The sequence below is a fragment of the Sulfurovum zhangzhouensis genome, from assembly GCF_030347965.1.
GTDB lineage: Bacteria > Campylobacterota > Campylobacteria > Campylobacterales > Sulfurovaceae > Sulfurovum > Sulfurovum zhangzhouensis.
Genome location: NZ_JAQIBD010000002.1, coordinates 501620 through 520065 on the forward strand (window position 1 = coordinate 501620; position 18446 = coordinate 520065).

26 protein-coding genes are annotated in these 18446 nt (G+C 39.1%); 3 read left to right on the forward strand and 23 right to left on the reverse strand.

From position 1 onward, the window contains the following. Positions 1 to 47: 47 nt before the first annotated feature. Both PGH07_RS07685 and PGH07_RS07690 read right to left on the reverse strand, forming a co-directional pair. The gene (locus PGH07_RS07685; RefSeq protein ID WP_289413801.1) at positions 48 to 398 is read right to left on the reverse strand and encodes a DUF3147 family protein; all 351 of its coding nucleotides are present in this window, start codon (positions 396 to 398) and stop codon (positions 48 to 50) included. 489 nt (positions 399 to 887) lie between these two features. Then, complete coding sequence (locus PGH07_RS07690; protein ID WP_289413802.1) at positions 888 to 1067, reverse strand: hypothetical protein; 180 nt, start codon at positions 1065 to 1067, stop codon at positions 888 to 890. 143 nt (positions 1068 to 1210) lie between these two features. Between PGH07_RS07690 and PGH07_RS07695 the strand changes: the two genes are divergently transcribed. From PGH07_RS07695 to PGH07_RS07705, 3 genes are read left to right on the forward strand one after another with little or no spacing between them, the layout of a single operon-like run. Next, complete coding sequence (locus PGH07_RS07695) at positions 1211 to 1396, forward strand: type II toxin-antitoxin system HicA family toxin (protein ID WP_289413803.1); 186 nt, start codon at positions 1211 to 1213, stop codon at positions 1394 to 1396. Between the two features lie 46 nt (positions 1397 to 1442). Then, positions 1443 to 1838, forward strand: coding sequence for a type II toxin-antitoxin system HicB family antitoxin (locus tag PGH07_RS07700; RefSeq protein WP_289413804.1), 396 nt, complete (start codon positions 1443 to 1445; stop codon positions 1836 to 1838). Between the two features lie 56 nt (positions 1839 to 1894). Next, a complete protein-coding gene (locus PGH07_RS07705; RefSeq protein ID WP_289413805.1) occupies positions 1895 to 2038 on the forward strand; it encodes a hypothetical protein in 144 nt (47 codons plus the stop codon). Between the two features lie 3 nt (positions 2039 to 2041). Here the strand turns inward: PGH07_RS07705 and PGH07_RS07710 are convergent, their stop codons facing one another. The 21 genes from PGH07_RS07710 to PGH07_RS07810 form a co-directional block, all read right to left on the reverse strand. Continuing rightward, a complete protein-coding gene (locus PGH07_RS07710; protein ID WP_289413807.1) occupies positions 2042 to 2740 on the reverse strand; it encodes a hypothetical protein in 699 nt (232 codons plus the stop codon). Then, positions 2740 to 2925 carry a hypothetical protein gene (locus PGH07_RS07715; protein WP_289413809.1) on the reverse strand — a complete coding sequence of 62 codons (186 nt, stop codon included), beginning with the start codon at positions 2923 to 2925 and terminating at the stop codon, positions 2740 to 2742. Before PGH07_RS07715 ends, PGH07_RS07710 begins: the two co-directional genes overlap by 1 nt. After that, the gene (locus tag PGH07_RS07720; RefSeq protein ID WP_289413811.1) at positions 2909 to 3214 is read right to left on the reverse strand and encodes a hypothetical protein; all 306 of its coding nucleotides are present in this window, start codon (positions 3212 to 3214) and stop codon (positions 2909 to 2911) included. Before PGH07_RS07720 ends, PGH07_RS07715 begins: the two co-directional genes overlap by 17 nt. Further along, complete coding sequence (locus tag PGH07_RS07725; protein WP_289413813.1) at positions 3162 to 3428, reverse strand: hypothetical protein; 267 nt, start codon at positions 3426 to 3428, stop codon at positions 3162 to 3164. The genes PGH07_RS07720 and PGH07_RS07725 overlap by 53 nt, the downstream gene beginning before the upstream one ends. Beyond that, positions 3419 to 3652, reverse strand: a complete 234-nt coding sequence (locus tag PGH07_RS07730; protein WP_289413814.1) for a hypothetical protein — start codon at positions 3650 to 3652, stop codon at positions 3419 to 3421. Before PGH07_RS07730 ends, PGH07_RS07725 begins: the two co-directional genes overlap by 10 nt. Then, the gene (locus PGH07_RS07735) at positions 3649 to 4044 is read right to left on the reverse strand and encodes a hypothetical protein (protein WP_289413815.1); all 396 of its coding nucleotides are present in this window, start codon (positions 4042 to 4044) and stop codon (positions 3649 to 3651) included. Before PGH07_RS07735 ends, PGH07_RS07730 begins: the two co-directional genes overlap by 4 nt. Then, complete coding sequence (locus PGH07_RS07740; protein WP_289413816.1) at positions 4041 to 4463, reverse strand: hypothetical protein; 423 nt, start codon at positions 4461 to 4463, stop codon at positions 4041 to 4043. The genes PGH07_RS07735 and PGH07_RS07740 overlap by 4 nt, the downstream gene beginning before the upstream one ends. A 14-nt stretch (positions 4464 to 4477) precedes the next feature. Continuing rightward, positions 4478 to 4831: a hypothetical protein gene (locus PGH07_RS07745; RefSeq protein ID WP_289413817.1), complete on the reverse strand. Its 354-nt coding sequence runs from the start codon at positions 4829 to 4831 to the stop codon at positions 4478 to 4480. Continuing rightward, positions 4828 to 5238: a hypothetical protein gene (locus PGH07_RS07750; protein WP_289413818.1), complete on the reverse strand. Its 411-nt coding sequence runs from the start codon at positions 5236 to 5238 to the stop codon at positions 4828 to 4830. Before PGH07_RS07750 ends, PGH07_RS07745 begins: the two co-directional genes overlap by 4 nt. 1 nt (position 5239) lies before the next feature. Beyond that, on the reverse strand, positions 5240 to 7531 hold the full coding sequence (locus PGH07_RS07755) for a hypothetical protein (RefSeq protein WP_289413819.1): 2292 nt from the start codon (positions 7529 to 7531) through the stop codon (positions 5240 to 5242). A gap of 2 nt (positions 7532 to 7533) precedes the next feature. After that, on the reverse strand, positions 7534 to 7788 hold the full coding sequence (locus PGH07_RS07760; protein WP_289413820.1) for a hypothetical protein: 255 nt from the start codon (positions 7786 to 7788) through the stop codon (positions 7534 to 7536). 14 nt (positions 7789 to 7802) lie between these two features. Next, entirely contained in the window at positions 7803 to 8162 is a 360-nt protein-coding gene (locus PGH07_RS07765; RefSeq protein ID WP_289413821.1) for a hypothetical protein, read from the reverse strand. Beyond that, a complete protein-coding gene (locus PGH07_RS07770; protein WP_289413822.1) occupies positions 8162 to 10495 on the reverse strand; it encodes a hypothetical protein in 2334 nt (777 codons plus the stop codon). Before PGH07_RS07770 ends, PGH07_RS07765 begins: the two co-directional genes overlap by 1 nt. Further along, positions 10492 to 14043, reverse strand: coding sequence for a tape measure protein (locus PGH07_RS07775; protein ID WP_289413823.1), 3552 nt, complete (start codon positions 14041 to 14043; stop codon positions 10492 to 10494). The genes PGH07_RS07770 and PGH07_RS07775 overlap by 4 nt, the downstream gene beginning before the upstream one ends. 285 nt (positions 14044 to 14328) lie before the next feature. Beyond that, positions 14329 to 14865, reverse strand: coding sequence for a hypothetical protein (locus PGH07_RS07780; RefSeq protein WP_289413824.1), 537 nt, complete (start codon positions 14863 to 14865; stop codon positions 14329 to 14331). A 146-nt stretch (positions 14866 to 15011) separates the two neighbouring features. Then, on the reverse strand, positions 15012 to 15797 hold the full coding sequence (locus tag PGH07_RS07785) for a hypothetical protein (RefSeq protein WP_289413825.1): 786 nt from the start codon (positions 15795 to 15797) through the stop codon (positions 15012 to 15014). Between the two features lie 297 nt (positions 15798 to 16094). Further along, positions 16095 to 16238, reverse strand: coding sequence for a hypothetical protein (locus tag PGH07_RS07790; protein WP_289413826.1), 144 nt, complete (start codon positions 16236 to 16238; stop codon positions 16095 to 16097). After that, entirely contained in the window at positions 16231 to 16557 is a 327-nt protein-coding gene (locus tag PGH07_RS07795; protein ID WP_289413827.1) for a hypothetical protein, read from the reverse strand. The genes PGH07_RS07790 and PGH07_RS07795 overlap by 8 nt, the downstream gene beginning before the upstream one ends. Continuing rightward, positions 16554 to 16829, reverse strand: a complete 276-nt coding sequence (locus PGH07_RS07800) for a hypothetical protein (protein WP_289413828.1) — start codon at positions 16827 to 16829, stop codon at positions 16554 to 16556. The genes PGH07_RS07795 and PGH07_RS07800 overlap by 4 nt, the downstream gene beginning before the upstream one ends. A 117-nt stretch (positions 16830 to 16946) precedes the next feature. Further along, on the reverse strand, positions 16947 to 17396 hold the full coding sequence (locus tag PGH07_RS07805) for a hypothetical protein (protein WP_289413829.1): 450 nt from the start codon (positions 17394 to 17396) through the stop codon (positions 16947 to 16949). A gap of 1 nt (position 17397) precedes the next feature. Beyond that, the gene (locus PGH07_RS07810; RefSeq protein WP_289413830.1) at positions 17398 to 18444 is read right to left on the reverse strand and encodes a major capsid protein; all 1047 of its coding nucleotides are present in this window, start codon (positions 18442 to 18444) and stop codon (positions 17398 to 17400) included. Positions 18445 to 18446: the final 2 nt, after the last annotated feature.

Here is an 18446-nt window from a genome sequence, read left to right on the forward strand (position 1 = left end):
AAGACGGACATTCTGTCTTTGATATAAAAAGTTGGGTTAAAGCAAATCTACAGTTTAATCCCAAATTTGCCAAGGATAAAAATAACACTATAGTACGCAAAAACCGTCAATACTATAGAGGTAGTCATACTGATAAAAAATCCGAAACCTTTTTGGATCATAAATGGGAAAACTAAAAAAAGTGTCATCGATGGTGCAATCAGCCAAACGATCCTCTGGGAAAATTCAACTGCACTTTTACTGCTGTCTGTATCTATATACATCCATGTCATAGCCAATATTGAAACCAACGGTATAGCTGCGAGCAAAGCACCTACCAGACTGCTTCTCTTGGCAACTTCAGAGATCACAACGATTAAAAGTGAGGTAATTATGAGTTTTGTAATATAGTAAGCCACTATCTTTTCCTTTGCGAAGCAATAGTTCAAAGTAAACTACGACTAAAGATATAGTTATTTCCGCTACTTTAACATAGAAACATCAAAAAAAGAAATAGTTACCGTATTTATCACTTGTCAGTATTAAAAAAGTATTTTATAGCTACAGTTAAAATAGTTTACTATGATATGATTGATGGTTAGTATTGGAAGAAAAGGTACGCCATAAGTTATGTTCACATCACGTAAATACAGTATATATTTATAAAATGGTACACTTTTGGTACACCTTTATAATGCTATGTATATCCCCGTATTATTAGTTTATATACTTTTATACATGGATTATAGTATAACAATCTAATAATATACTGCAAAATACATATACTGCCCTAAAATTCGGGCTTCAAGCTACATCCTCCGAGAAAATTTATCAATTACTTTATGTGTAGTTTTACGAAATAGTAAAGATTTTGACAAGTTTTTTCGCACACTTTCCGCACAGTAAAACTACTGTATTAACCCTTCAAACTTTTCTTGTGCCTCATAAAATCTTTCACGAACTTCCAACCAAACTTCTATCTCTTTTTCAGTAGGTCCATAAATGTTGTTTAATTCCTCTAAAGATTGATGGTGTTCGTAATAACATTGATTAGCCACTTCCATTGCTTTAAGTACTATTGCATTCATATTTAACCTTTCTATTTTTTAGCATTATAGCTCAAATAAAAGGCATGCTTTTCCGCTAGAAATACAATTTATTACACACTATGTGTAATAAATAATTAAGTAAATAGTGTGTATAATGTGTAATATAAAAGGAGGTACAGCAAATGGACGCAAAAGAAGTCCTAAAAGTTCTTTTAAAAGAAGGTTTTAAAGAGGTTTCCCAAAAGGGTTCACATAAGAAACTAATAAAAGGTGATAAAACGGTTATCGTGGCGATACACGGAGCCAAAGACATCCCTATAGGTACCTTAAAGGGTATCGAAAAGCAATGCGGAGTAAAGCTCCGCTAATGCTTTGATATAAAGATAATATGCTAAAAAGATATAAGGAGATAAAATGGAATATATAGCACTTATTCATAAAGAAGATGGAAGTTATGTTGCATCAGTTCCTGATCTTAACTATACTTCAAGCTTTGGTGAAACCTTCAAAGATGCTGTACACAAAATTACTGAAGCTGCAGAGTTATACTGCGAAGATCTCGAAAAACTTCCTGCTGCAAGATCACTTGAAGAGCTTGAGAAAGCAGCGGAGATAGAAGCTGGTGATATACCACAAATTATCAACCCTAAAGTTGAAAAATTACGCCGTATAAACGTAATGATAAGTTCAAATATTGTAGATATGGCTGATATAAGAGCTAAATTATTATTTGATGGTAATAGAAGCGCATACATTCAAAATCTAATTTCAATAGATGCACGTGAGTCAGGTTTAAATGATACTATTTAGTCGGTAAGTCCTAATTGGGCTTACCATTACTGATATAATATATTAAAAGGACATATATGATTGAACCATTATTAGTATTTATAGCTATTATAGTATTTATGTCAATGTACTGGATAGAGAAAAAACAAGCATTTATTATTGAAGAGCTAAAAAGAATCAGCGATGCTATTGAAAGACTAGAAGATAAAATAGGTGACTAAATACTATGCTACAAGTACTTCCTTTACCCTCTGTGCAGTAGCTAATCTCTCACGCTTTTTATAGTCTGGAAGACCTGCATTTATCTTGTTTGTGATCGCATTGGTTGACTCTAGTTTATACATGCCGGTGCGGTGCCAGTGTGCCATTCCTCCAAGTATACTTAACATATAGTTACTGAGTACACCTTCATAGACATTACCATGTTCATCGATAAGCCTAATACCTGTCATCTTCTCTATATGTCTAATATCTTTTAAGATATTCTCTTTCCCTGTACTCTGGAATAAAAATGCACCACGGTACAACCATCCGTCACCATCCTTTGTATTCCCCAGCCTTAGATGAGCAGGTCGGTTTATGTCTGCATACCAGATATTCGCGATCATACGTTGGTTTGCTTTATGCTCTTTGGTACGTCCGTATCGTTTGGCCTGTTCCGGATGCATTCTGAAGTATACGCTGAGTCTCTTTAGTGCATCGGCTGAGTAATTTAGATTTTCCCTTACTCTCACTTCACCGGTACTCATTACTCCTGTTTCTGCTACAGCCTGAGCCAAGAAGCGTACACGTCTCATCGGTGTATCGATCTTAAAAGTCACCATATACATATCAAGAAGCCTGGACAACTCTTCACAAAATACTATATCAAGATCATCACGGCCAAATACTTTTCTGATCTGTTCTATAGAGAGCTGCTGCATCATAATCCCTCGATGTGTATTTCAATGAGCGTATAGCTGTCCATCACTTTATTGTCCATTATCGTGATAGTATCACTATCCCACTCGATAGACTCTATATTGTTCTCATGCGCTGCTATGACTTCGGCCCATAGTCCTGCATCTTTAGGCTGGACTCCATTTTGATCTTCAATCTGATATGCCATGATGTCTCCAAAGTTCATTTAGATAGCGTTTTGTTTTATTATCCTTGATAACTTCCTGCTTATAGTATTCTTTACTATCATGAAGTGCAAGTACATCTGCATTGTAGAATATAGATCTATTTTCATCTACTGGCTCTGGATCATTAAATGGTTTACTACTAATCAATTTAGACTCATATAATGTTGGATATATACACTGCTTATCAATTGGATCAAGTTGCTTCTGACTACACCCATTAACCAGTGGTAAGATTGCCGATAGTGCTAGGTACTGTATTATTTTCTTCATGTGTTTCCTTTACAAAAAAATCAGCCATATCCTGTATGTTCTTATCTCTATTCTTTATCTCTGTATCTTTTTTTTCTATGATCCATGCACGCTCTTTGGCAAGATCACGCCAAGGTTTTACAAACTGACGATCTGCAAAAAATATCAATACTGAAATAACTACACCTATAAATAAAATCCTAACCCATAAAGGGATAATATCGATCATATCCATACCCTTTCGCCTTTTGGTTTCATTGCACCACGTATGGTCACGTAGATCGCTGAAATACTGAAACACAGCACCGATATATTAGGCATAAAATCATAGATAAAAAGCGTTATTGTTCCGCATGAAAGCATGATGAAAACACTCATGCTATGCCTCCACATCTTTACGAATAAAGATAGCCCGAAGAGTGAACCAATCAACATCTGTACAAATTGCCAATCACTCATAGCTCACCCTTTTCTTCTAGTCGCTTAGCTCTCCCTATCAGCCAAGCATCCATAAGGGCTACAATAGTTAGAGTAGCCACAACACCAGACAGACCTTGGAATGCACTATAATTCCAAATGTTATTACCTGCATATACATAAGCACTAGGGTAGGTAAACATACCTACCCCTATATATCTAGCTGCTTTTGATAGAGCTTGTTTCTTATTCTCGGATTTATTCACGTGATACTCATTATATGCAAATGCAATAACACTGAATAGGAAACCAAGAGCATACAGGACTATTTCACCAGTACCTGCCCCAAATAGTGGTGACACCACCATACCGCTACCACTGGCAGCCATTGCCCCGTTGGCTACTTTTGCATTCAAAATATTTGCAGATGTCATCTCTTCCCCCATTTCTCTTTTAAATAATCTTCCACTTTCCTAAGCCCTGATCTTGTGTAAAACCTTACGGCCCTATACTTGATCTCTGCCCGATACCTATCATCCGTATGCAAAAGGATCTCTCTGAAGTACTGATCACCTTTTTCATACTCTCCCATGCGACATAGATGGTCATGTACGATAGAGGCTGTCAGGTGCTTAGGGTGAAACGGAGTCCTCACTGCGAACAGTACCACTGCAAAAAGCCAGTACCCAAGATCAATACTTATTAGCCCGATACCTACGATCATCCAGTATAGGAAAGTGATCGATGCACCATCAGACACGAAGCCTTTAGGTACACTCACATCCTTATATGTATAGTCATCTGTGACGACCACTCTGCTTCCATGTGATCTTGTCTGTACTTGCTCTATCATATTACTCCCCTAGATCAGCTATAAAAGCTAAACTCTATCAAACCCAATAGGTAGATCAAATAAGCCGGGATAGTTCCCCCAAGCCACATCCAAAAAGCGTCTAGCGTTGCAGCCATATCAGTATTTGTACCACCAAGGAAAGCTCTTTGTATAAACTCTACAAAGCCTGCTGCAAACACCATGTAAAGTGCCAAGCCTACAAAGTTAAACTCTCTTTGATTGAACAGTAAAGCAAGTACGATAAATAGGATCAATGCGACAAGCCCAAGCAACAAATGAATGTACTTACCATCCTCTCCATACTTCCACTTACGCATAGGCATAGTGATCACTACCAGCCAAAATAAAAGTTCCTGTATCATTTTCATACTACCCCTCCTAGTGTTTTAGGTACATCCTTCCCCATATACATAGGTATGATCAAAAACTCATTACCTGTAAAAGCAGTGAAGTCTATTTGATCAAGTATCTTATAGCTACCATCTACATTTTTTCTAATATTCACATATCCTAAGCTCTCCAAAAATGCTTCAACTAGGGCCAATGTATCCGCATCAATCCCATAGCGCATCATAAAGTGTGTAGCATCTAGTACATCGACCAAAGATAGTAGCTCCTTATAGTCTTGTTCAAGTTTTATAGGAGTTAAATACTCAATTGGGTTAGTATTAGCAATAACCATATCGTCAAAAGGAAGCTGAACAGTCTTTAATGACTGTGGTACTACTATGTAGTGTGTCGGGTTTAAAAGTTTATTTACTATTGTTTGATTCATTTTATGCTCCTATCCATTTGTTATAAAGTGATTGTGCTTCTATGTCATTAATCTCTTTTTTATGTACTACGTATAAAGGTATATTGCTATTAATTGGATATGATGCTGCATCGCTTCTATCACCAAGCCATACGTCACTTAAAGATGCCACATAGTTTCCGTCTCCAACCGTATCGAAAAATATACCATTGATGTATACAGTCATTAGCTTTGTTATTTTTGAATAAGACAAAATAAAATGCTTGTCTCCAAGCCCAACTGCTGTTGTTAACGAATTGTCCAGACCTAGTCGTATAAAAGGGTTTCCAGCAGTTGTATTAGATTCACCAAAGTATAAGTTGCTTCTACCATTTAAATGAAATGACCCATCACCAACAAAAGTTATTACTGCTTCAATAGCCCAGGACTCTATCTCTGGGAATAAGTACTTAGTATTAACATACCTTCCGTCATTATCAAAGTGAAACTTAGTAGGATCGTAAACTATTGCTCTACCATACAATCTTTCAATCGGTAAGTTACTAGCACCATAGTTTGTATTCTTATAGTTAGTTAGACAAGTTGTTGTTGGGTTTACTATGGATTTTGCTGAAACTGACTTAACTGTAAAATACTCTACTTCTGCAACTTCAAGTAGGGTTGTACTTCTATTCTGTATTGAAATATAAGTTGCTCCTTCAGGAACAAGTATGTCATTTTTACCTTTTACCAATAGTTGCGTGTATGTTATTGCTCCTAACAAGTATGAGAAATACCATTCGCTTATTGAGCTGTTATTTATGAAACACTGAGCTATATGCTGTTCTGCATCCGATATGTTCAACCTTAAATTTGAATATTGAACACCAGCTGTAACATTAGCAACACCGCCTATGATACTTGTACTAGCAGAAAAATGATCGTAGAAACTCCCAAGTAGCCCATCCTCAAAGTCATGTCCGAGTTCAACCCCCAAGTCAACTGCCAAGTCTTGTAAGTAGTAATTTGGAGTCGGTTGGTCATAGAAATGTGTAATATCAGCCTTACTAAAACCATCAACCAATACAAGTCCGTCAAACCATACTTGCCATATCAAGTCAGGATTAGCATTAAGTTGTGCTATTTCTCTAGTAGTAGGTGCGTTTATGGAAGAAAACGGATGTGAAAATGATTTAAGCATGTTATATTCAGTACTATTAGGTAATACTTTTTGAATAGAAAGACTTTTAACTATCCATTCAGATACTCCATCTACATCATCACATACCATATAAACTGAAGCTGAGTATATAGAGCTTACTTTACCTGTAACTCTATATGTATATGTACCTACAGGTAAGTTCTCAACTTTTTCATTAGTTGTAAAACCTGATAGATATACGTCCAAATTATTCTGTAACACTTCTATTTCTACTTCTATTAAAAAAGTATCATTCATGTTAAGATAGTCTTTCAAATATCCAGTATTACCTGAATAATTTTGATTAAATAAGTTAATCTTACTTAAACCATATCTAGTATTTGTAATGCAGTGGAAGGTATTATCACCATTGTCAGTAATAGTACAAGTTAAAGGGTCTAACGTCGTAACCATAGGATTACCTAAAGTATTTCTAGGAAGTTCAGTACCGCCTCCAGTAAGTCTGTTACCAATCTTATCAAACTGCTTAGTTGCTACATCATAGTATGTTAGGTAGCCTGTTGAAGTGATTTTCTTAACCGATTGTGCAGATAAGTCATAGTTAGCTCCATTAGCATATATTTTAAAGCTGACAAACGTGTTTGGATATTGAGTTTTTACTTCAAGTTCATTAACTCCATTTTTTAAAGCATAATTAAGAGGCACCCATGTTGAAGTCTCCCCGTCATAGTATGAGTCAAAGATTGGAGTACCTGAGTTTATATTGGCATTAAATACTACTTTAACGTTATTTTTAGTTGCTTCATTTATAAAGAAATAAACCCTATCGTCTAAGGTAGAGGTATCCTCAACTAGATTGTAGGTTCCATCGCCATTGTCTGTTAATGTAATATGTCCATAAGCGCTAACTCCATTGGATAAAAAAATCTCACTCCCCAATGTATAGTTAATATCAGCAGGAAACTTTTGGTCAACTCCATTAAGATATACATGGTTTGATGCGTTGGCTTCACTGTTCTTAAAAGTGCCAGTATTCTTCACGACCATTGCGCTGTTCTGATCAGCAAAGAACCTTGCATTCCCATTCTTGAAGTATTCGATAAGGTACTTGCTTTTATACAATGCAAAACCTCGTACTCCTCCATTTTTGAATTTTTTAAAAGGAGAAAACATATCTACCCCTCAACTACACTTACATCTACTGGACTTGTTATTGTAGACTTAGCCCATATGATACCTTCTACATCAGAGTCAGAGATACCATCATCTGGGTTAAGTATGAAGTCGTAATCTGCATCTGCAGCTGGTCCTTGTACTCCTATTGGCAATACAACTATTAGCACTTTAGAAGTTGTGATGTTTTGAATCAAATATGACAATGGATTCGTATTCACTTGTGTATATCCGGTATTTGTAATCTGCTTTCTCATTTTTTCTCCTTATATTAAATTGAGATATAGGTATCTATATCATCCAGTACCTCAAGCTCCATATCCACATAACGGATATATGATGCTTTATCGCTTGGTTTGATGTCCGGTGTTTTTGTTAGCCTTACATTCCAATCTCTTGTGACTCCAAAGAGTGGCAGTGAGATCGTGAATGCATCTACTCTCCAATTTATATCAGTTATGTACCACCTGGTGAACTGCTCCATCTCTGCATGTGTTTTAATGAAAGCGGTCACTTTCCCATTTGCATTACCTAACAATTTTTGACCGCCTAGTCCTTTTATGGTCTCAGGCAATATGTCTTTAAACCCACTATTAACAGTGCATGCTATCGTTGAAGGGAAAGCTGCCATTACACTACCTCCATCACTGAGATCTTCACATCAGACATCTTTGAAATATCACCATCTTTTTCTATTGTTGATGGTGTAGTATTTGTTACCAATACACGCCTAGTTAAGCTCTTGAATACTTTTCCATCAGGAGTGGCCATACCGCTGTCAGAGCCATCTATTGACAAAAATTTTGTTTTTATCGATTCAAGGAAAGCGATAGCATAGTCATAATCATCTGTATACAATATGCTTGTAATACTAAACTTGGTACGTACAGGCTTCACACCTTGTGCTATGTTTCCAAAGGCATCAGGTTCATAACTGTTCCAATCCTGTTGTCCATGTCCGAAACTAAGTTTTGTAATACCAAGTTGTATAGAGTTATTGATTGTGAACCCTGCTAGGTAAACATCACTACTATGTGTTAATGTAATCTCTACGGTTGAACCTGTCGGCATCTGATAGTAAGCATATACTCCTGCACTTATCTCATATTTAGCATAAAACATGACCGTTGTAGGATATAGTGTCAATATTCCGTTTTTATCCCTTTTGCAGTCTATAGTCACTGTATCAAGACTTACTACTCCATTGCCTCCTGATGCCACTTGAATACCATCTAACCATAATCCATAGTTTTCATCTAAAGCATCAAGTATAAATTTATAAGTAAGATTTGAAGCAAGCACTCTTGAAAGTGTAAATGAATTAAATTCACCAAGACCTTTAAGAGTATAGGACATAGGGCTAGTAGATACTGCACTAGATGTATTCTCATCATCAAAAGGTCTATTCTGATTATTTAAACTAACATATGAGAACCCTATTTCGCTAGGGCTTGTTACAATTGAAAATTCATATACATTGATCTCTTTGTATTCAATACTAGTATCTACATTTGTTCTAATATATAACCCTTCATCTGTTTCAATAATAGCTGATGGGAACCATGATCCATTTGATAATAACGAAGCCTCTTCTTCCAAAACAGTATCATCCAAATATGATATTCTAGGTATCTGTGTACTTATAGTCCCAACACCATTTACAAGGCTTTGAAAATACCAATATGCATCTGTAGGTGCATTAAGTATTGCAGTAAATGTATATATTGAGCCGGATCTATTATCGTACTTATGATGAGGAGTTATATCTCTAAATATAGTGTCTGAATCCCACTGATCATCGAATACATATGGGTATACAAATGTTTTCATCGCTCCTGATGCAGTATAGTCACCAGTAAAGAACATTCTCCCATCTTGGGTAATAAAATTAAATACACTTCCATTTTCTGATAGGTACTGTACTTTGCTTAATGATGGTGAGCTTATATCAAAATTTGCCGTAAGCGTATATTCTTTAAACTTTGTATAAGGTCCTGATGCCTCTCCTTTGAGATACATTTTATTATTTATTGGGTGAAAATTTATCTGCAGATCTGCAGTATTTTCAAGGTTCCAAGAAATATTTGTATAGCTTGCAGTCGTTAGATCAAACCCGGTATTTAAAAAATGCTTATATACCTTACCGCCATCTAGCCCAACCTCCATTATAATAGTTCCATCACCATTGATGTCAAAGTCTGTAGGTGTATTATCTTGAAGGTTATATGTTTTATTATCAAATGATCCTGTAGATAGGTCGAACCCATAATTTAGAGTATATGACTCTAGCCTCTTATTTGCATAATCATATACAATAAATTTAGTACCGCTTATGTTTGTTCTAATTCGTATTGGCATAGTAGCATTGGTAGCTAATATAGCACCGGTAGCAGTTTTTGTTGATAAATCATATTTGCTTGTTAACGTATATTCAACAATTCTATTATTAGTATCATCAAGTTCAAACCACTTTAACCCATTTGTTGAGAATATGCCTGATCGTATCAGTACATCTTTTATTTCATGGGTAGCCGTTGGGTATTTACCTTTATTTAAAAATCTTTTTATCTTTAAGTATCTATGAGTCCAGTTTGATTGGTCATAAGAAGTATCCACTGCAGTGTATTCATGTGGCATCTTTTGAACCATAATAACATCTACATTAGTTACCTTTTCTATATGTCCGTCTTTATAGACTGTATCCCCAATAATATAATTTTCGCCTTCAACATATGATGGGATAATAATTGATTCACCTGTTGCATTTTGATATATCTTTCCGTCATTTTGTAGCCGTGAACCATCTGGATAAATTACTTGTGAAGTATTATCAAAAAATGTAGTTGTATCAGTTACATTGGTACTTATTAACTCTCTTTCTACTTCTTCACCGATTGTTGCCATATTTTCTTCTCCACATCCTAAAATTAAAATTGCTAAAAATGATATAAATAAGAATCTCATCCATTTGTACCTGTTCCACTATTTATTGCTGCTTCAATAGTCACTTCTTGAAGATTAATAACTTCTTGTTTTAGTTCCTTAATCTCATTAAGAAGATCCCTATTTGTAGCATCTTCTTCTTGCTTTGAAAGCTCTGCTATATATCTCTCAAAATAAGGAATATATTCATCTTTTGTCGCAGATGTTTTAAGTGCAATCTCTGCTGCTGCCCTTGCTGCTTCAGCTGTATCGATAGCACCTTGTGATGATGATGCTATTTTTAAATACCCACTTGCATACTCTGCTTTTTGCTGTAGTGTTAAATAGCTTAGATTACCAAGCCATGCATCTGCGATCTCTTTAATACTTGCAGATACACTACTACTTAGTTGTTCCGTAGCATGGCTCATCTGTGCAAAGCTTTCTGATAGAAGTAATACTTGTCCGTATAGATAAGCTCCTTCTTCTGTAGAAGTATCCATTGTTTCAAGTAGTGTCCTAAACTCTGCATTCGTTTTTGGCATGCTAATACCTAGAGTATTGAATGATGCCTGCACTGACTTGGTGATAAAATCAACCTGCTCTGCATCTGTATAGAAGTTTGTCATGAATGCTGTCATAGCATCATTGAAGCTCTGAAGCCCTCCGGCACTCTCCACGATGTCTAGTATCTGCATTTGTGCAGTATATGTCTCTTTGACAATTACATCCATCATTTCAGTATAGGTTTCTGTGGTTGTACTAAAAAATTGTCGCAATAGAGTATTTGTTTCAATATTTGCCTGATTAAATAATTCTCCCCACTGCCCGGTACTATACTCAACCCCGTTTTCTACAACATTTCCCCATCTGTCAAGTGTTCTTGTTAGTTCAACTTCAACTGTTTTGGTTACATCAATTAGTCCACCATTAGTGAAATCTTTCCCGATAAGGCCAAATTGAAATGATGCCTGATCAAATTCAAGCGCTAATCTGCCAAGTGTCTCAAGCGCATATTCGCTTGATTTGGCATATCTATTTACCAGTATTGAGAAGTCCTCTACCCCCATGACCACACCGCTTAGCGCTTCACTCATCACTTCGCTTAGTCTCTGGCTAACTTCATCAGGACTCAACCCCGTGAAGTCCACTTTACCGATGTTTATTTTTGCATTTTCAAGTGCTTCTCTCAGGTTTGATTCCTCAAGTCCAAGGCTTACTCCTGCGGTCATGATAGCCTCAAAACCATAGGCAAATGAGCTTGCTATATCCTGCACGACCCCTTTAGGAAGATTTTTGAATGTCGTCTTAGTATAGGTATCACTGCTCAGCCCCCACCATGATGACTCCTGTACAAGTGTTGAAGTGTACCCTCTCACAGACAGCTCTGCTTCATTCATCATCTCTGCCAGTGTTTGAAGCTCAAAAGCAAGCCCCGTACCAAGCAATGACACAGACTTTGAAGAGAACCCTAAAAAACCTTCTTTGTAAGTATCTGAGAAATTCACTCCAGTCAGGTCAACACCTGCAGTAGAAGTCTTGCCAGTGATCGCCAATGCCACACGTCCGAAGTTACTTTCCATACTTCTAAGGTATTTTGACATCTTGTACGTGACTTCAAGCATAGGGTATTGAGCGTTCTCAAAAGCATCTGTCAGGTTCCTGATAGACTCATCACTCCAATCGCTTCTACCGGTTGCAGCATCGATCTGTGCTTGTGATACGGTGGAAGAGAAAAGTCCGCCCAATAGAGAGGCAGCTGCTGCAATCCAATTCCCAATGCTCAACCCACTAAATGCACTTGTAAACCCTGAGATTCCTTTACCATCGATAAATGCACTTAGACCACCACTTATGCTGTCACTAACACCAATTGTCATTGTGTCGATAGACCCCTTGATAAGACTAGTGAATCCTGCTTTAAAGTCACCGTGGAGAATTGCATCAAATGCATCCTGGAACGTCTGTTCAAGAACTTCACCAAGACTCTTTGTTTCCTTCTTCATCTTATTTATCTCAGACTCATAGATTTCTGAAAGTTCTGCCTGAGTCAGATACTGACCAAGATCATTGAGATCATCCCCTAGTTTTTTGAGCTGTTTCTCTTCATCACTTAGTCTTGCTTCAGCCAGTCTGTCTCTTGCCTTGGCAAACTCTTTAGCATATTTCTCTGCTGCTTTCGCCGCTGCTTTTGCCGCTTTCTCATCATCTTGCGCACTGCTTCCAAACCCTGCACCCATACCAAGGAGCTGTTTCCTAAGCTCCTCCTGCTCTTTTTTGATCTTTTCGTTTACCTTGTCTATCTCTGACTGAGTAGATCCGGTGCTCGATGCTGCTTTTGTGGATAAGCTTATAGCATCCTCTATAAGTTGGTTAATGTTCTCTTGACTCTTTTCCGTTTTTTCAAGTAGAGCATCGCCTTCTTTTCTAATATCATTGTATTTATTTTGCTCTTTTGTATACTCCGCTAGAGCCTTTTTCTCTTTTACAAGATTTATCTCAGTGATATGCTGATTTTGGTTTGAAAATGCTCCGAAATCTTTCTCTTTTAGTATACGTTCAAGCTCTTTTATCTTGTCTTTTGAATTATTGACAGCCATTTCATTAAGACCGCCTCCTATGAATCCGTCAAGTTTAAGATATCCGGCATATACGGTTCTCATAAGGTTTGCAAATCCGCTTAGAGCCTTGACTAGAAATCCTATACCTTTGATGATCGCATTTATAAATGAGATCGTATCATCAGCAAACTGTTTGGCTGATACAGTTCCGTCCTTGAACCCAGCTCCGACATACTGAGAAAAGTTCTCTCCAAGGTTCTTGAAGTATGCTAGAAGTCCCTCATCTGCTACCTGCAGCTTAAACTGCGTCCAGGTGTTCTTCATCCCCTGCCCGATACCTGCCCATGAGTTCTTGTATTTCTCTAACTGCCCGACATACTTTTCATTGAAGATCGCCGTAAGTGTGCTGTCTATCACATCTTTGTTGTTCTGGATGATGATATTGCGCGCCTGACCGCTACTGTCTGTCCATGTATAGGCTACCTTCTGTCCCTGCTGTGAAGCCTTGATACCGAACTCTTTGAGACGTTCATTCTCACCTGTCAATGCATCTGCCATCGCTTCTGCGAACTGCTCTACGCTTTTACCTGCACCCAGTGCCGTGTTTGCATAGATCTTCAGCTGTTCATTAGTATCTTTAAGCCCGTAGTTCTTCATCAGAAGCAGTGTCTCTGTGGTCTTGTCTATCGCCTGTCTATACTCAAGCGCAAAATTTCTTGCCCTTATCAATTCGCTCTTTTGTTCTTCGACCGAATTGGTAAACGCACTCATACGGTTCTCGTATTGCTCAAACTGTGAAGATGTTTCAGAAAAAGACCCCATCGCATCCGCCGCGACATCAAACGCTTTTTTTATCAGGTAGACGCCTCCAAGTGCGGCGCCTATCTTGAGGAGTTTTGTCTTCAGGTCGCTGACTCCCTCCCCGGTCTGTTTCACACGGTTGTGAAATGTCACAAACTCATCAGATACCTGAGTGATCTTCCCTGTCTGTGCATCAACTTTAAGATGAAGTTTAAGTGTTTTTGCCATCTCTAGCCTCCGTGTTTATGCGCTTGACAAACTCAAGCGTAGATATCTTGTTCAGTCCGTACTCTTCACAGTATACGAACACCGTACCTGGGTCTATATATGCCCCGGTCATTGAAGGAAGCAGGCTATTTATCCATATACGGATATGAAGCTCTTCCCACTCATCTTCCAGGAATACAAATCCTCTCTTGATGAAAAATGCCTTTTGCTCTTCGATAGGCTTGCTGTGGTCCAGTTTTGGTGAACCTTCAGTAAGCAGCTGCTTTGCGTACGCGATAACGCGCTTTATGCGTTTCCCTGCGCTTCCTCCCTCTTCTGAAGAATATAGGGAACCATATCCGCATACTTGATGGACCTATCCTTCATGAACTCTGACAATCCGCCATCATCTATGACAGCAAGATCATAGAGCTCTTTCATCACCGCTTCGGTATCTTTTTTGATACGATCGCTATCTACCGGATCATTTTCATGCATCTTCTCGATAGCATCCTCGATCTTCCATACCTTGTCTTGTAAAGATCTCTTTTGTGAGAGAAGATCAAGCTTTTTGTCTTTGCTCTCAGGTGATACAAGTTCTATCTCTGATACGATATCTTCAAGCTGAGATTCGTACCTTGAAAGTTTTTGTCTCTCTTTTTTGAGTTTTTTTGCTCTCTCTTTTGACACACTGTCTACATTGAAGCGCTTTTTTACCTCTGCATCGTATCGGTGCTGCATCTCTTCAGTAAGCGTCTGCACCTCTATCGAAAACGTCTCACTCTCTCCCTTTGGAAGGTCTATCGTGATATCCAACGGTATCGCCAAGCTAAAGTTTCTCATCTCTTATCCTTTTTTGAGTTTTTTCGACACCGCATTGCTGCATTGTCTGCCCGTTTGTTGGTGTTTTTCTTCAGCTTCACAGAACCGATCAGCTCTATGAAACCGAAAGGGGCGAACGGTGTGGATATCACCAAAACCCCCAATGGTTAGTCAAAAATGACGATCTGGATGTTGTCATCACCGCTGGTCGGAAGACATGCGAAGCTCTTTGTCGCTTTCAGCCTACCCTCTTCACCACCCTTGTCAAGGTCATTTGGAACTGCATTTGGTATGCGGATCTCTCCACGCTTTGTCGCCGTAGAGTCAAACAGTCCAATGATGATGTTCTTGCTTGACTGCGTTTTAAGCTCCTCGAACGATGCTTCGTTGTCCTCAGTGAGAGACTGTACTATCGTCAGTGTTGGTGCATACTCCTGCACGTAGTTAGGTGCAGGACATGTCGTATCAGGTGAAACCACAGAAGCACCCCAGTTGATCTCAAAGCTCTCAAAGTGTCCGCTTGCTCCGTTAATCGTATAGGATGCACAGTCTTCAAGTACATAGAGGAATCCCGGTACTGCCGCAGTCGGCACAGTATTGTCAGGGTCAACAGCGGCAAGCTGAACTTCCCCCTCATAGACAAACTTATAGTCAAACGTGATCTCTACAGGCTGGTTGATCTGTGCCTTGAGTGAAAATGCACCTTTACCTCCACGTCCTTGTATCGTAGTCCTTGGATCGATCCACTCTATAGATAGCGTATCGGTTGCGGATGTTTTCATCTCATAGCTGACACCTGCGGGTGTAGTTACCGCTGTGCCTGCAAAGTTGCATGCTTCAAGCAATGTAATGTATGAAGCTTTCGCATCGCTCATTTTCTGAGTAATGGAGTACTCAATGGTTCCTTTGCTTGGTACGGAGATATCATGCTTCCCTCCGCTCGTTGCAGACATTGGGTCTACAGTCACCTTGGGGAATGATATCTTTGGGGTATTTGNTGTATGAAGCTTTCGCATCGCTCATTTTCTGAGTGATGGAGTACTCTATGGTCCCTTTGCTTGGTACGGAGATATCATGCTTCCATCCGCTCGTTGCAGACATTGGGTCTACAGTCACCTTGGGGAATGATATCTTTGGGGTATTTGCCCCTCTCTCAAGATAAAGCGCTGTTGTAGGAGCCAAGAACGTTCCTGGAGTTGCCTCCTTGATGATCTTGATCCCCATTATGTCTTGTGTGAACTTTGTTCCCATTACGACTCCTTCGTAGTTGTATTAGCAGGCTTAGTGGTTGTATACCCTTTACCCACGTAGTTGCTTACGTGAGCTTTTGGTACACTTCTCTCTTCGCCTGTCTTCTCGTGATAGATCATCACGTTCTCTTCTTTTTTAGCCATTGTTTACTCCACAGTTTTTCATCATGTCTACAGAAAAGATAAGCAGGACAAAGTCCATCTTGTCTCTTCCCCAGTCCATCTTTGTCCCCAAGAAAGAGACACCGTTTGTCGCATCAAAAGTAAGACCCTTGAGACCTTCTATCAGAGCGTCACTCACAACGGTATCATCATCATCGACACGTGCAATGATCTTTACCGTTTCTGCCATACCTTCAATCTCATGCTCTATGATCTTTACCTCTCTTGCAGTTGCATTCGGTTCAACTTCAGAGATCTTGGTCGTGATAAAAGACAAAGCCTGCTTGTGTGTTGTTCTCATGACTGCTCCAATAGTGCGATGATAACTTCCTCGTCCATATCTCCATACGGTTCTGGACTGCGCATGGATTTATAGTTTTTCCCAAGTACCGTTACCACTGCATTGCGCTCTATGCTCGCAGATGCCAACGCCCTTGCCATCCTCATTCCAGACTCTTCTACCTCTGACAACCCGCTGTCAAATATGATCTTGACCATAGAACCGTCCTGCTTCTGTGCATCAAGCCCTATCTCGTCATACAAGAATGCTAGGTCTTCTGATAGCTGCTGCATGTTTACTCTTCAAGCGCTGCTTCGATCGCTTTGATCNCATAGAACCGTCCTGCTTCTGTGCATCAAGTCCTATCTCGTCATACAAGAATACGAGGTCTTCTGATAGCTGCTGCATGTTTACTCTTCAAGCGCTGCTTCGATCGCTTTGATCATATCATCTCTCTCAATAGAAGTATCTACATCGCAGTAGATGGCCACACTTTGGATCATATCATCGTCAAGCTCTGACAGATCGCCGTCAAGTGCCTCTTCAAATGCATTGATACGTGCTACCTTTTTAGCCTTGTTCCCTGTTTTTTCAAGCTTGTAGTGATCAAGTATAGTATCAAGCTCAGATACCTTAAGATCGTTTTTGTCTTCCGTATCTACAAGCTCTTCGAGTGTCTTCTCTTCTTTGTCATCGACAGGTGCTACATCTTCAGGAATAACACTGACGATGAGCCCTGCATCTTTCATCTCTTTCTGCTCTTTTTTGCTAAGGTGTTTGTCGAGGTCTTTTTGACCTACGACAGAACCGCCTGCAAGATCTCCTTTAGGCGTGGAGATGCGGTACTTGATGTGGTACATATTACACCGCCTTAGCGCACAGGAACGAATCGATATCAGAAGGGATAGGAAGCGGCTTAGACTGTGCAAGCAGATACTCATCAGATGGATCATCAGTCGTATATGACTTCACAAAGATCTCACCTTCAAATACCTGTCCAGGCAGCTCTTTTTTATCCGTGATACCTGCATGGTCGAAGTGTCCTGCATCCATCGCGTTACCCATGACAAGCTTGTCTGCCGGGAACATAGCCTGCACTACTCCGTCTTCATCCTCATAGTAGTCATTGTATGCATAGATATCTAGGTTTTCTTCTTCCCATCTACCAACATATGTTACGCCTGGGATAGGTTTACCTTCTGCATCCAACATAGGTCTAGGTCTTAGCTCTCCCACATTGATACGTCTCGTATCGTATGCCTTGATGACCGCATCATTAAGCTTGAACGCGCTATAGACATCTTTACCGAATACTGTTGAGTCAGGCTTCTTACCTGTAAGCTTGAAGATATCATCTGCCCATGTTGAAAGATTTTTCAAAGGGTTTGATGCTGCATCAGTCCATAGGTTCGTTCCTGTGAGCGTTACGATGTTGTTGGCATTCATAGAGTAGTCAAACTCCTCTTCTACCCCTTCACCTAAAGCATTGAACTTCCCTGTAGTTACCAAAGAGATAGCCATATGTTCTTTTCTTCTGTAAACCATACGCTTCAGCTCAGTCTCATCCTCGATAAGCTTGTCCTCAGCTCTATCTTCAGGTGTTTTTCCATCGCCAAAGAAGACACTTTGCTCTTCAAGAATGCTGTCTGCTTCAGTAACCAATTTTGGTTTTAGAAGCGGCGGTTCATAGGTTGCAAGCTTTTTACCGTTTTGCTTCATTACTACGCCGCCAAGTTTAGGAGAAACGAACGGAGCAAGTTTTCTACCACCTTTTTTTGTCGTTACGTCAACGTATTTTTCTTTCGTAGTCTTTGTCATAGGGAAGAAAAGACGTGTGATAAGTCCGCCCGGTACGAACACCTGAGTTGTTTGTTGTGTAAGTTCTGAACTACCTAATCCTAATGGCATGA